General features: G+C 56.4%; 16 protein-coding genes, 2 tRNA genes and 1 other RNA gene. 12 read left to right on the top strand and 7 right to left on the bottom strand.

Annotated elements, in window-relative coordinates:
• Positions 1-711: 711 nt before the first annotated feature.
• The 3 genes from ACZ5IU_RS00365 to ACZ5IU_RS00355 all read right to left on the bottom strand — a co-directional run bounded on the left by ACZ5IU_RS00365 (position 712) and on the right by ACZ5IU_RS00355 (position 2,447).
• Entirely contained in the window at positions 712-870 is a 159-nt protein-coding gene (locus tag ACZ5IU_RS00365; RefSeq protein WP_464419391.1) for a hypothetical protein, read from the bottom strand.
• 101 nt (positions 871-971) lie between these two features.
• Positions 972-1,307 (bottom strand): hypothetical protein, encoded by a 336-nt coding sequence (locus ACZ5IU_RS00360; protein WP_464419389.1) that lies wholly within the window; start codon positions 1,305-1,307, stop codon positions 972-974.
• Positions 1,308-1,511: 204 nt separating this feature from the next.
• Positions 1,512-2,447: a tyrosine-type recombinase/integrase gene (locus ACZ5IU_RS00355; protein ID WP_464419387.1), complete on the bottom strand. Its 936-nt coding sequence runs from the start codon at positions 2,445-2,447 to the stop codon at positions 1,512-1,514.
• 229 nt (positions 2,448-2,676) lie between these two features.
• Here ACZ5IU_RS00355 and ACZ5IU_RS00350 point away from each other — a divergent pair.
• The 5 genes from ACZ5IU_RS00350 to ACZ5IU_RS00330 all read left to right on the top strand — a co-directional run bounded on the left by ACZ5IU_RS00350 (position 2,677) and on the right by ACZ5IU_RS00330 (position 4,593).
• A tRNA-Ser gene (locus tag ACZ5IU_RS00350) sits at positions 2,677-2,770 on the top strand.
• Positions 2,771-2,982: 212 nt separating this feature from the next.
• Positions 2,983-3,070, top strand: a tRNA-Ser gene (locus ACZ5IU_RS00345).
• A gap of 458 nt (positions 3,071-3,528) precedes the next feature.
• The gene (locus ACZ5IU_RS00340; RefSeq protein WP_464419385.1) at positions 3,529-3,789 is read left to right on the top strand and encodes a hypothetical protein; all 261 of its coding nucleotides are present in this window, start codon (positions 3,529-3,531) and stop codon (positions 3,787-3,789) included.
• A 13-nt stretch (positions 3,790-3,802) separates the two neighbouring features.
• Entirely contained in the window at positions 3,803-4,174 is a 372-nt protein-coding gene (locus ACZ5IU_RS00335) for a type II secretion system F family protein (protein ID WP_464419383.1), read from the top strand.
• Positions 4,171-4,593 (top strand): DUF192 domain-containing protein, encoded by a 423-nt coding sequence (locus tag ACZ5IU_RS00330; RefSeq protein WP_464419381.1) that lies wholly within the window; start codon positions 4,171-4,173, stop codon positions 4,591-4,593. Before ACZ5IU_RS00335 ends, ACZ5IU_RS00330 begins: the two co-directional genes overlap by 4 nt.
• Here ACZ5IU_RS00330 and ACZ5IU_RS00325 read toward each other — a convergent pair.
• The gene (locus ACZ5IU_RS00325) at positions 4,518-4,916 is read right to left on the bottom strand and encodes a translation initiation factor (RefSeq protein WP_464419379.1); all 399 of its coding nucleotides are present in this window, start codon (positions 4,914-4,916) and stop codon (positions 4,518-4,520) included. The two genes, ACZ5IU_RS00330 and ACZ5IU_RS00325, sit on opposite strands and share 76 nt — an antisense overlap.
• Positions 4,917-5,003: 87 nt before the next feature.
• Here ACZ5IU_RS00325 and ffs point away from each other — a divergent pair.
• An RNA gene (gene ffs / locus ACZ5IU_RS00320) (signal recognition particle sRNA small type) lies at positions 5,004-5,103 on the top strand.
• A gap of 18 nt (positions 5,104-5,121) precedes the next feature.
• Here ffs and ACZ5IU_RS00315 read toward each other — a convergent pair.
• Positions 5,122-6,282, bottom strand: coding sequence for a pyridoxal phosphate-dependent aminotransferase (locus ACZ5IU_RS00315; RefSeq protein WP_464419377.1), 1,161 nt, complete (start codon positions 6,280-6,282; stop codon positions 5,122-5,124).
• Positions 6,283-6,285: 3 nt separating this feature from the next.
• Positions 6,286-6,621, bottom strand: a complete 336-nt coding sequence (locus tag ACZ5IU_RS00310) for a metal-sensitive transcriptional regulator (protein ID WP_464419375.1) — start codon at positions 6,619-6,621, stop codon at positions 6,286-6,288.
• 218 nt (positions 6,622-6,839) lie between these two features.
• Between ACZ5IU_RS00310 and rpsB the strand changes: the two genes are divergently transcribed.
• From rpsB to ACZ5IU_RS00285, 5 genes are all read left to right on the top strand, one after another.
• Positions 6,840-7,658 (top strand): 30S ribosomal protein S2, encoded by an 819-nt coding sequence (rpsB, locus tag ACZ5IU_RS00305; protein WP_464419373.1) that lies wholly within the window; start codon positions 6,840-6,842, stop codon positions 7,656-7,658.
• A gap of 45 nt (positions 7,659-7,703) precedes the next feature.
• Positions 7,704-8,297, top strand: coding sequence for a translation elongation factor Ts (tsf, locus tag ACZ5IU_RS00300; RefSeq protein ID WP_464419371.1), 594 nt, complete (start codon positions 7,704-7,706; stop codon positions 8,295-8,297).
• 69 nt (positions 8,298-8,366) lie between these two features.
• Entirely contained in the window at positions 8,367-9,104 is a 738-nt protein-coding gene (gene pyrH, locus ACZ5IU_RS00295) for a UMP kinase (RefSeq protein ID WP_464419369.1), read from the top strand.
• On the top strand, positions 9,097-9,657 hold the full coding sequence (gene frr, locus ACZ5IU_RS00290) for a ribosome recycling factor (RefSeq protein WP_464419367.1): 561 nt from the start codon (positions 9,097-9,099) through the stop codon (positions 9,655-9,657). Before pyrH ends, frr begins: the two co-directional genes overlap by 8 nt.
• 90 nt (positions 9,658-9,747) lie before the next feature.
• Entirely contained in the window at positions 9,748-10,737 is a 990-nt protein-coding gene (locus ACZ5IU_RS00285; RefSeq protein WP_464419366.1) for a 2-hydroxyacid dehydrogenase, read from the top strand.
• A gap of 57 nt (positions 10,738-10,794) precedes the next feature.
• Here ACZ5IU_RS00285 and ACZ5IU_RS00280 read toward each other — a convergent pair whose 3' ends face one another.
• Positions 10,795-11,985: a pyridoxal phosphate-dependent aminotransferase gene (locus ACZ5IU_RS00280; protein ID WP_464419365.1), complete on the bottom strand. Its 1,191-nt coding sequence runs from the start codon at positions 11,983-11,985 to the stop codon at positions 10,795-10,797.
• A gap of 151 nt (positions 11,986-12,136) precedes the next feature.
• Here ACZ5IU_RS00280 and hpf point away from each other — a divergent pair, with 151 nt between their 5' ends.
• Entirely contained in the window at positions 12,137-12,676 is a 540-nt protein-coding gene (gene hpf, locus ACZ5IU_RS00275) for a ribosome hibernation-promoting factor, HPF/YfiA family (RefSeq protein WP_464419363.1), read from the top strand.
• Positions 12,677-12,728: the final 52 nt, after the last annotated feature.

Here is a 12,728-nt window from a genome sequence, read left to right as displayed (position 1 = left end):
GATTTTCAGCAGCGAAATAAGCCAGTGTGGTTTGGCTGCCGAAATTCCGGCCGTCAATCGGCTCCTTGAAATTCAGGAGCGAGACGGGCGGTTCCTACTCGGGTTGACTCTCCAAAGTTGGAAGGTCGAATCTTCCGACGTTCGCAACGACTCACTCCGCGACGGCTCAGGGTTGAGCAGTCCTCCGGGAGATGGGCGCAAAATTACGCCGGTTGCAACCTGGACCTCGAGAACGGTCCCCCTAAATTTTGGGGGACCGGGCGACTCCACAAAGTTGTGGCGTCCGACACAGGGGTATGTCCCTTCACTGTACGCATCATGAACGCAAGGCATTCCATAAGGAAAGTAAATCGTCACGGATACATTCCTGCTGAATGTTTCACTCTCTCGGGAATATCACGCACTGATACATCAACAAATGCGCGACGAATGCATATAACGAACGCTGATATTCTCGATCATGCAAAACTGCGTACAAGGCAGAATGCAACGACAAGACGAAACGGCGTTAATGTGAGAGAAAACGGAAGAAGCGTTGCGTGTACTGGTCGGACGTAGCTTTCTGGGAGATACCCGGATTCTGTGAGGGAAGAGCGAAGATGAAAGATGATGGACTTTCGGTGTTTGATTCCCCAGAATCGGGGAATCAAAAAAGCCGGGCTTCCCTTCTCGTCGGGAACCCGGCTCTTCGTTGCGCGGATAAGGTTTTTCTTACACGATGTCGAGAGCGGTTTTGACGGCTCTCGTATCCTCCGACTCTCCGACACGCCGCTCTACGAAATCGACGGCGGACCGGCAGAACAGGTTGATGTCATCCGAGTGCGTACCCTTCCGAATGGTGCTGACGAGATCCTTTGTCGCTGACTTCATGTGAAGCACTCTCCCTTCATGTGTGTGTTCCTCACAGATGCGCCGTAACGCATCGAACTTTTTCCGCTGTGGCAACATCCTCTTCGACAAACGATGTGGCGCTACGGGGCTGTATCGCCGTCTACGGCAACCATCACCGGCTTCCTTCTCTCGGAGCGTCGGATATCTTCGATGGCGTCCGCGAGATCCGGGTACAGGAACACGTCATAGTCCTTCTCGACGGCTCCGTGGCGCTCAAGGATTTGATAAGCGCTTTTTGCGAGGATGTCCGAAGCGCATGGAGCCGGAACCCCACGAAGATCGCCGGTCATTCCTTCAAGCGCCTCTTCGACATCCGCTACGTGGTCTGCCGTTCGTATTGCGAGACATACGGCGCTCGCCTCAAGCTCGGAAAGCTGTGTTACGATGGACGTGAACCGCTCCGTAATCTGTGCCATGGTGTTGAATCTCTCCCCTTCCGTAATTTTGAACTCCCTGCTTTCAGGATGACCCTCCAGAATGCCCGTAGAACCCCATAACTTGGTGCGGCTGGTATGTTCTATCCTTTCGACGAAACGACATGTCGCTATGGGCCGCTATTCATGGGATGCGCTCCTTCCCGGGCCGCGAGGAAAGGAAACGGCGGCTTTCCTCTCGTGGAATCATCGAATCTTCCTGCCAACGCGCAACGGCTCCCCGACGACGGACGTTGCCGGAGAAAACATCCTGTGCGCTTCCTTGATGTCCGAATTGACGAGATGGACGTATCGGGCCGTCATGACGGGGGACGAGTGCCCGAGTATTTCCTGAACGACATAGGCGTTCGCTCCGTTCCTCAACAACATCGTCGCGCACGAATGCCGGAAGAAGTACGGGATGACCTTCACACCGATACGTTCGGAATACTCCTTGACGCGACGGTCCCATACTTCCGTGCTCATGGGCGTTCCCGTCTCGGTGCAGAATAAAGGGACGTGCGGCTTCCACGACGGATGACGAACTCTCATGAACTCCCGGATGACCTTCATTGCCTGTTCCGAAACGGGGAGCGTTCTTTGGACTCTCGTCTTTGCGATCCTCGCGGGAATCGTGACTTCGGAAGCCGTGAAATCGAAGTCGCCGGGAACAAGCCGCAATCCTTCGGCCGGTCGTACTCCGACGTCGAGGGAAAGAAGCATGAGGGCGTAGTCGCGCAAGCCGCAATACGTGGATCTGTCGGGAGCCGCGAGCATTGCCTGTATCGTCTCGGTGTTCACTTCGACGAATCGCGGCGATGGCTTCCGCTTCTTCAGTCCTTCGAGCGGATGACGGCCGGTAAGGTATCCTTCCTGTTGCATCCAGTCGAAGAAGCACTTGATGTAGGCAAAGGCGATATTGTAGGTGTTCGGGTTTTCGATCTTCCCGAGATAGGCGATGACTCCTTCTCGCGGATGTTCCCATGTCTCGGGATGTCTGGCGTACAGGGGACGAAGCACCTTCCCGTATCCTGTGAGAGTGGCGGGAGAACGTCCTTCGGCTTTCTTGAGAAGAAGGAACTCCGAAATACACGCTTCCGGGCTATCGGGTACATCCTGACGAATCCGCAAGACCTGAGACATAAGTATTCCCCCTTATCAGAACATTCCCCGAAAGGAGAGAATCAGGCGTGCAGGGAAAATACACTGGTCGACTACCAAAAAAATCGTCCTGTAATGAATATGTTTGCGGGCCAATGATGTCTCTATGTGATCCCGAGTCTTTGGGGCGGGATGGCGGGGGAATCTTCTGATGCGAAGCGTTCTTGCTTTCTGCCCGGTCCCGTGTATAATAACTAGCGGTTTTTTGTCCGGAGAGATGGCCGAGCGGTTGAAGGCGGTCGACTCGAAATCGACTAGGGGGCCTAAAAGCCCTCTCGTGGGTTCAAATCCCACTCTCTCCGCCATAGCGTGTTGCAGGGGCGCCGAAAAGGTAGCCCCTTTTTTTGTTCTCTATATGTCGCGGAATCGGGGAGTCTCTTTGCTATTAGATGAAAGTCCAAATCATCCTGGAACGGATTTATCGGGAAAACCCCGGAAGAGTGTTGCCGAAAATCCGGGAATAGGATAAAATCTCGAATCGTTGCAGACGAGAAGTGTTTCGTCGCCGCCATCATAAGGAGAAGTGGCCGAGTGGTCGAAGGCGGGCGCTTGGAGAGCGTCTGTACCGTAAGGTACCGTGGGTTCGAATCCCTCCTTCTCCGCCAGAATCCGACGAAGGTCCCGGCTTTTAGCCGGGACCTTTTGTATTTTCCGGCGTCTGAAAGACAATGCCGCAACGGCACGATATTGGGAACGGCCTTCCTCCGGTCCGTGGAACAACGACTGGATTTCGTTATTGTCGATCTTCCGCGATCGCATTCGGCGCGATCGGCGTCGTTCTGGTCCAGAGAATCGTCAAACCGAAATTCTGATCGGGGGGGGAATCCATGCTTATTCCGGTCGCGGTCTTTCTTCTGAGCCTCGCATCCTGTGTCCTGTTCGCGCTTTTATTTCGCGGACAGGCGCTCTCCGTCTCCGACAAAGTTGACCGATATATGAACGAAACGGGCGAAGAGGAAGGCGAGTCCTTCAGAAACAGGATTCTTTCCCCGTTGTGGCGGACATTCAAGCGGACGGCGGTGAAGATCTCTCCGCCGCATATTCTCCGGATGCTCGACACGTATTGCATGTATGCGGGAACCCTCTCGGAATCAACGGAGAAATCCTCGCCGGGATCAAGATCTTCTTCGCGGCGCTTTTCGCTGGGACCGGGGCGTTTCTTTCGGCGGGACGCTATCTCTTTCCGGTTGCCTCGCTGTCGCTCCTTTTCGGATACGCCTTTCCTGGGATTCTGATACAACGCAGTATCAGAATCCGCCGGGAGTCGGCCGAGCGTCAGCTCACGGACGCGATCGATCTCCTTGTCGTCAGTGTCGAGGCCTGAGCTGGATGCGACAATGAAGAGGATGGCAGAGAAGATTCACGGGCCGGTCGGGGAGGTGTTCTCCAGAGCTCTGTACGAAATCGCGCTGGGCGAAAGTCGTGAAAAGGCGTTCAGGGGAATGTGCGACAGTATCTCGATCCAGGGGATGGGACAGTTCACGGGCAGCGTCATTCAGGCTGAGCAACTGGGTGTCTCGATCGGAAAGATCCTGCGGACGCAGACGGCGATGTTATGGAGAAAACGGCGTCTCAGGGCGGAGGAGCACGCCCGGAAGGCACCCATCAAAATCCTTTTTCCCCTCGTTCTGCTTATCTTCCCGTCCCTCTTCGTCGTTATTCTCGGACCGGCTATCGTGACGATCATTCGGGAGTTCCTGGAGAAATGAGCGGAACGCGCGTGAGAGTGGTCAACGGATCGGGAGAATGCATCGCCTGGAATATCCGGGCGGCGGATACTTTTTTCTCCCGGCTCGCCGGACTCGCTTGGAGCGTGAAACGGCAAGCGTTCGTCCTTATGCCGTGCAGGGCGGTCCATACGTTCGGGACGTTCTACTCTCTGGACATAGTCTTTCTCGATCGCGACGGGGTGATCCGCAGAAGTTGCTTTGGCGTGCGGCCCTTTCGGTGCGTGATATGCCGCAACGCCATAACGACGCTCGAATTTCCCGAAGGAACCGTACGAGAGGAGTTCCTTGCGGTCGGAGAACGGCTGTTGCTTCTTCCAGACGATCAGCCTCCGGAAATGACGAAGCGGAATCCCTTTTTCTGGAGAAATTCGCCGCACCGCGTGACCATGTCTCCCTGAACGACGATGACGTCGTCTTCGACGGACGAGCCGCACCCGAGAGATCGCCTGAGTTCCCTGGCGAGGTCGTCGATCGCGGCTTCGGAAAGGCCCGAGGTCCTGACGAGCGTGACCGTCTTCCCCTTACGCCCCTTCCGCTCTTTCCGGACGACGAACTTTCCGTCAGGAGATCGTTTCGTCACCGAAGCGACAGAAATCCGACCGGTCTCCATTGCTTCCCCGTCCGGAGGAACGGCGAATCCGAGATCCTTCGCGGCTTCGGCGATCTCCTGTCTGAATACGGGCTCGTCAGAAGCGGCATCGATTCGTTTTTTCTCTTTCATACGGATTCCTCCAAATGATTCGTCCCGGGAGAGGCGTTGCGCAAAGCAGGATGAGAGGGTACAATGCTCATACGGCTCTTTTGGGGAGATCCAGTCCCATGCGGCGAAGCCCCACGAACCCTGTCAGGCCCGGAAGGGAGCAGCAGTAAGTGGTGTGCGGCGGGTGCCATGGGAGTGCTGGATTTCCCCAAAGGAGCCGTTTTTACTAATTCCTTGCGGCCGCGAGACGCTTCCAACCGCGTACGAAGCGCGCCATTCCCTCGGAAACGCGTTCCTTCCGCGTCGTGTAGGCGATCCGTACGTGTCCGGGCGCGCCGAAGGCGTCTCCTGGAACGAGTGCGACCCCTTCCTCTTGCAGTAATTCCGTGCAGAATTCGGTGGCGGAGAGGCCGATGGCCGACACGTCGGGAAAGGCGTAAAACGCCCCCGACGGAGGGATGACTGCCAGATCCTCACAGGCGGAGAGAGCGTCAAGGACGATCCGCCTCCGTTCGCGATACTCCGAGATCGTCGCGGTCGTCGTTTCGGTCAGGATCGAAAGACCGGTGACGGCTCCGGCCTGTGCAAAGGAACAGGCGCATGTGGTCAGCATCTGGTGAGCCTTTGTGACGAAGGGAGTGAATGCGGACGGACCGAGGACGTATCCTATCCGCCATCCTGTCATCGACAGCGGTTTGGAAAGGGAGCCGACGACGAAGACGCGGTCGGAGGACCCCGGAAGCGACCGGGGGCTTTCGAAATGTCCCTCGTAGAGAAAGTCCGAATAGCATTCGTCCGACACGACGAAAAGGTCGCGTCTCGCCGCGAGTTCGAGAAGTGCGGCGTTGAACGTCGACGAAAGGACGTGCCCAGTCGGATTGCACGGCGAGTTGATGACGATGATCCGCGTTCGGTCCGTGATCGCACTCTCGATCACGTCGATTTCCGGATCTCCGAAAGAAGGAACGGAGACCGGAACGGCCGAGCAGAGGCGCACCTGGTCGAAGTACGCGGGGAATGCGGGAGTCGGAACGATCACCTCGTCGCCAGGATCGAGAACGGCGAGAAATACTGTCATGAGGGCTTCCACGGCACCGCAGGTGACGACGATGTCGTGGAACGTCGCGTCGATTCCGCGCGCTTTCAGCATATTGGCGAGAGAAACGCGCAGTTCGGGCAGACCCGCGCGCGGCGTATACGCAACTTTTCCCTCCCGGAGTGCCGAAATCGCCGCGTTCTTCGCCGCTTCCGGAGAATCCGAATCCGGTTGCCCGATCTCGAAATGGACGATGTCCCGTCCCTCCTGTTCGAGACGGACTGCACGTTCGGAAATCTCCCGGATACCGCCTTCATAGGACAAACCCCGGATTCGAAGACTTCCGCCCATATTCTATTCCGTCCCCGCGTCGGTGCGGCTTTCCGGTACGGAAGGACTCGGAGAGATGTCGATCAACGCCTCGATCAGACGTTCCATATTGATCACATCCGGTTTTTGCGCTTCGGTGACGCACTTCTGGATATAATGCTTGAGAATTTCGATGCAGGCCTTCTGCATCGCCTTTCTCGCGGCGGAAAGCTGAAGAAGGATGTCGTAGCACTGCTTGTCTTCGAGAATCATTCTCTGGATTCCACGCAACTGACCCTCGACACGTCGAAGACGGTTGAGCATTGCTTTTCTTTCTGCGGGGAGATTGTCGAGTTTCTCGATGAGAGATTCCTTGCCCATGGGTACAGGCCTCCGTTTCCGTTCTATTTATTCCGGCGAAATACGGGGTATATGCTACTTCCTCCACGGTTGAAGGTCAACCCGTGTCTGTGATATACTCTCCCGCGGTTCATATTCCGCACACGGACCGACAGTTTGGGGTGTGCCCTCTGAAAGGGGGTTCCCATGACGGATGACGTCCGTGGAGGAAAAAACTCATTCCCGGGAGGGGACATGTCATGTCGGTAGTCAGTATGAAGCAACTCCTCGAATGCGGTGTCCATTTCGGACACCAGACGCGCCGCTGGAATCCGAAGATGAAGCCGTATATCTTCACCGAGCGCAACGGCGTCTATATCATCGACTTGCAGAAGACCGTACGGGGGCTTGAGAAAGCCTACGATTTCGTCAGAGAAGTGTCGAAGAACGGGGGAACCATCCTGTTCGTCGGGACCAAGAGACAGGCTCAGGACACGATCCGGGACGAGGCGACGCGCGCTGGACAGTATTTCGTGAATCAGCGCTGGCTCGGCGGATTCCTCACGAACTTCGGAACGATCCGCAAGCGTGTCGCCCGCATGGTCGAGCTTCGCAAGAAGGAAGACGAAAATTCGTGGCAGAACCTGCCGAAGAAGGAGATTTCCCTCCTCCGAAAGGAACTCGCCAAGCTCGAGAAAAACCTCAAGGGGATCCAGGAAATGCGCGTCGTTCCCGATGTCCTTTTCCTGATCGACCCCCGGCGCGAGGAGAACGCGGTCCTCGAGGCCAGAAAGCTTGGAATTCCGGTCGTTGCCATCGTCGATACGAACTGCGATCCCGAGGTTATCGATTATCCCATCCCGGGCAACGATGACGCCATCCGGGCCATCAAACTCATCGCGGGGCTCATGGCCGACGCGTTCATCGAGGGACGGCAGGGGGTCGACGCCGCGGCGGCGGCGGGCGAAACGGAAGGCGGGGAGGCAACCCCGCTTGACGTTACGGAGACCGACATCATAGAGGTCAAGGAGCGTCTTCACGAAGCGTACGATCAGGTTGTCGAACCGACCGAAGCGTAAACAGGGTTCCGTTCACGACGATCTTTCTGAAGGAGGAAAAACCTTATGGAAATCAGCGCTGGCGCTGTCAAGGAGCTTCGGGATCGTACCGGAGCGGGAATGATGGATTGCAAGGCTGCCCTTGCCGAAGTCGGCGGGGACATGGAGAAGGCCATCGATTTCCTTCGCGAGAAGGGACTCGCGAAGGCCGCGAAGAAAGCGACGAGAGAAGCTTCCGACGGCAAGGTTTTCTCGTACATCCACACTAACTCGAAGATCGGCGTCCTGCTTGAGCTCAACAGCGAAACGGACTTCGTGGCCAAGACAGACGAGTTCATGGAGCTCGGCCATGAGCTCGCGATGCAGATCGCGGCGGCCGCGCCGCAGTATCTCAAACCCGAGGAGGTTCCGCAGGACGTTCTCGACCGCGAGAAAGCGATCTACCGCCAGCAGGCGCTCGACGAGGGGAAACCCGAAAAACTCGTTGACAGGATCGCCGAGGGAAAGGTTCAGAAGTTCTATGAGACGAGTTGCCTTCTCGAGCAACCCTACATCCGCGATCAGGACAAGAAGATCAAGGACCTCGTCGTGGCCTGTATCGCGAAACTCGGGGAAAACATCGTTGTTCGGCGCTTTTCGAGATTTTCGATCGGCGAATAACTGAGAAAAGGATGAAAGATCAGGCGGGGGGAACCTCGCCTTTTTTGTGTCTTCAGGAGAGTGAATGTCGTGGGGAGATACAACCGTGTTCTGCTGAAATTGTCGGGAGAGGTTCTGGCCGGAGGGAAAACTTTCGGACTGGATTTTGATGCCATCCGCTCCTTCGGCGAGGAAATCGTGGAAGTTGCACGCGCCGGATTCCAGATTGCTATGGTCGTCGGCGGTGGGAATATGCTTCGCGGCAAAGAAGTGGAGCGGATGGGGCTCGAACGGGCGCAGGCGGATTACATGGGAATGCTCGCGACGGTCATCAACGCGCTGTGCCTTCAGGATATCCTTGAGCGTCTCGGCCTCCCGACGCGGGTGCAGACGGCCGTTGAAATGCGCCAGATCGCTGAGCCGTATATTCGCAGACGTGCCCTTCGGCATCTTGAAAAGGAGCGGGTCGTGATCTTCGGAGCGGGCACCGGGTCGCCCTACTTTTCGACTGACACCGCAGCCGCGTTGCGTGCGGCCGAAATCGGAGCCGATTGCCTGTTGAAAGCCACCAAGGTAGATGGTATATATAGCGAAGATCCGAAAAAGAACCCTAACGCTACGCTTCTGCACCATATGACGTATCTCGACGCGCTGACGAAACAGGTAGAAGTGATGGACGCAGCGGCTTTTTCGTTGTGTATGGAAAACAAGATTCCCATTTTCGTGTTCAATATCCTGCAGAAAGGAAATTTGATCGATTTCCTGGTGCACGGCAGGCAGATCGGAACGATCGTCACAACGGGAGAGGAGGAACGGAAGAATGCCTAAAAAGGAACTCAAAGACCTCAGGGAGAAGATGGAGAAGGTCGTTGAGCATCTTCATGGCCAATTTGTCGGTATTCGGACCGGAAGAGCGCATCCCGGACTGGTGAATGACATCAAGGTCGACTATTACGGGACTGCAACGCCGGTCAGACAGATTGCGACCGTCAATGTTCCCGAGGGGCGGCAGATCGTCATCACTCCCTTCGACAAAGGTTCTCTGAAGCTGATCGAAAAAGGGATTTTGGCTTCATCTCTCGGAGTCACACCTCAGATCGACGGGGAAATCATCAGGGTTTCCCTTCCCGAGCTGACGAAAGAACGTCGCGTCGAACTGACGAAACTTGTCGCGAAGTATGCGGAGGAAGCGAAAGTCGCCGTCCGGAATATCAGGCGCGACAGCAACGAGAAATACAAGAAAATGGAGAAGGAATCCGTCATCAGCGAGGACGAATTGAAGAAATACTCGAAAGAGGTTCAGGATATCACCGACAGTTTCATCGTCAAGGTTGACGATGTCCTGAAGGTGAAGGAAAGGGAAATTCTGGAGGGAAACTGATTTTTCGGGAGTGAATTCCGTTCACCAGTTGGTTTTTTGGGTGCCTGCCTGAGCAGGCGCCCTTTTTTGTAGGCAGAGGAGGGATTCTTCGTGGAGAAACCGCGTGTTTTCGTGTCCCGCCGCATTCAGGATACCGGAATGCGACTTCTCGAAGGAATCGTCGATTTTTCGGTCTGGGAGTCCGTGGATCCACCGCCGAGGGAAGTTCTCCTCGAGAAAGCGAAGGATGCGGACGGGATCCTGTCCATGCTTTCGGACAGGATCGACGAGGAATTCCTTTCCCTCTGTCCGAAAATCAGGGTGGTCAGCAACTACGCCGTCGGGTACGACAATATCGATGTCGCTGCGGCGACACGGCGCGGGATCTGCGTGACGAATACTCCTGATGTCCTCACGAGCGCGACGGCCGACGTGGCTTTCACGCTGCTGCTGGCGACGGCGAGGCGTTTTCTCGAGGCGAACGCGTTTCTCCGGTCCGGCGAATGGACGACGTGGCATCCGAATTTGCTTCTGGGACGAGACGTCGAAGGAGCGACGCTCGGAATCGTCGGACTCGGGAAAATAGGTCAGGCGGTGGCGCGGCGCGCACTTGGCTTCGGCATGCGAATTCTTTATGCAGGCACGAAGGCCAATCCGGAACTGGAGAAACGATACCGATTCGAGCGACGCTCCCTCGACGAACTTCTTGCGGAAAGCGATTTCGTCACCCTCCATTGTCCTTTGACGAAGGAAACGCGTCATCTCATCGGGGAGAGGGAGCTCCGCATGATGAAACCGACGGCGATTCTCATCAACACGTCAAGAGGACCCGTCGTCGATCAGGCGGCGCTTGTCCGGGCGCTCGAGGAAAAATGGATCTGGGGTGCAGGGCTCGATGTATTCGAAGTGGAACCGGTTCCCCCCGACGATCCTGTTCTCAGAGCGCCGGGGCTTACGACGCTGCCGCATATCGGAAGCGCGACGATTCATGCGCGGGAGGGAATGGCGCGAAAGGCTGCGGAAAATCTCGTCGCGGCCCTCCGGGGAACCCGGCCGCAGCACCTCGTGAATCCCGAGGTCTGGGACAGGCGGAAAACATAGCGCAAGGACTAAAGAGAAAAAAGCGGGGAACGCGAAATCGTTCCCCGCTTTTCGTCGTCAGCGGAGTTCCACGAGAAATTCGTTCAGTCGCCGCATCCCCTCGACGATTTCATCCTCGGCATTCGCGTACGACACGCGGATATTCCCCGGGGTCATGAACCCCGAACCCGGGACGGCCGCTACGTATTTCGATTCGAGCAGAGTTTCGCAGAACGATGTGTCGTTCGTTATTTTTCTGTCGTCATGGTGCATTCCAATTGTCTTCTCGATATCGATCCAGACGTAGAAGGCGCCCTTCGGCTCCACGAAGCGGATGTGCGGCATTTTCTCCAGTAGGCCGAGTATGAGATCTCGTCGCTTGCTGAAGGACGCGTGCATTCTCACGACGTCTTCCTCCGCGCCGTTGATCGCGCCGAGGGATGCGTACTGCGCGACGGAACAGGGGTTGGACGTCAGGTGACCCTGGAAGGACGACATTTTCGAGATGACGCCGGCAGGGCCGAGTGCGTAGCCGATTCTCCATCCGGTCATCGCGAACGCTTTGCTGACGCCGTTGAGCGTAATCGTGTGCTCCCTCGCCGCGGGGCATACGTTCAGGATCTGGTGGTGGACCGCGCCCGCGTAGACGAGACGCTCGTAAATCTCGTCGTATATGATCGTGATATCGTGTGCGATCGAGAGTTCGGCGAGTTCGAGAAGGGTTCTTTCGTCATAGACCGCTCCTGTGGGGTTGCTCGGTGTATTGACGATCATGCATCGGGTCTTCGGGGTGATCGCCGCGCGGACGCGTTCGATATTCGGGATGAAGCCGGTATCGGACGTGTCCACGAGAACGGGGTTCCCGTCGAAGAGGCGGATCTGTTCGACATAGCTGACCCATGCGGGCGTGAAGACGAGCGTCTCGTCGCCCGGATCGAGGAGACAGCCGAGCGCTTCGTAGATCAGCGGTTTCGCTCCGGCGCCCACGAGGACCTCGGGAACCGCGAACGAGATGCCGAAATGATCGCGGTAATACCGGCAGATCGCTTCCTTCAGTTCGGGAATCCCCGATTCGGGAGTGTAATGCGTGTACCCCTTCGCCATCGCCTCCGAAGCCGCCTGAAGCGCCGAGGCTGGAGAGTTGAAATCCGGTTCGCCGGAACCGAACGAAATGACGGGTTTCCCTTCCCGTTTCATCGCCTTCGCCTTGCCCGCCACGGCCAGAGTCGCCGATGGCTGGAGTCTCGCGGCGCGTTGTGCTATGAACACAATTCTTCAACTCCTTAAATAAATAAGGTTTTTTGTTCCGAGTATTATACCGAACATCGTGGACGTATGGCAAACGCGGGACATTTGCCCATCTCCGATGCGGGTGATAGAATGAGCCAAACACAATTGAAGGGGAATGGAGGGGTGAGAAATGGACATGCGCTTTGTTACCCGAGGAACGGAAGTCTCCGAGGAGTACAAATCGTACATGCAGGGGAAGCTTTCGAAACTCGAAAAGTTCTTCAGCAAGATTCTTGACAACCAGGTGGTCGTCTCCTTCGGTCGTGGAGTGTACAACGTGGAAATTACCTCGAACGCAAACGGAGTGATCATGCGCGGCGAAGAGAAGGCCTCCGACATGAGGAAGGCGTTCGACAAAGCCCTCAAGAACATAGAACGACAGATAAAACGACACAAGAGTTTCCTTACGGACCGGGCCCAGCTCAAGACCCACGACATTTCCTTCAACATCGAGGGAATGCCGCAGGAAGCCGAACCGCAGGAGAGCACCGACGAGATCGTCAAGGTCAAGAAGTTCTCTCTGCGTCCTATGACGCCGAAGGAAGCGGCGATGCACATGGATCTTCTGGGACACGAGTTCTATGTCTTCAGAAACGTGGAGACCGCGTCCGTGAACGTCGTCTATCGTCGGAAGAGCGGCGGATTCGGTTTGATCGAGCCGAACGAATAGACCTTTCTTCCACGATCGTCGGATTCCGGGGGGCCCGACCGGGCCCCCTTTT

The sequence above is a fragment of the Lactivibrio alcoholicus genome, from assembly GCF_055390895.1.
The sequence above is the reverse complement of the archived record's forward strand: the minus strand, read 5'-3'. Positions and strand labels throughout refer to the sequence as shown.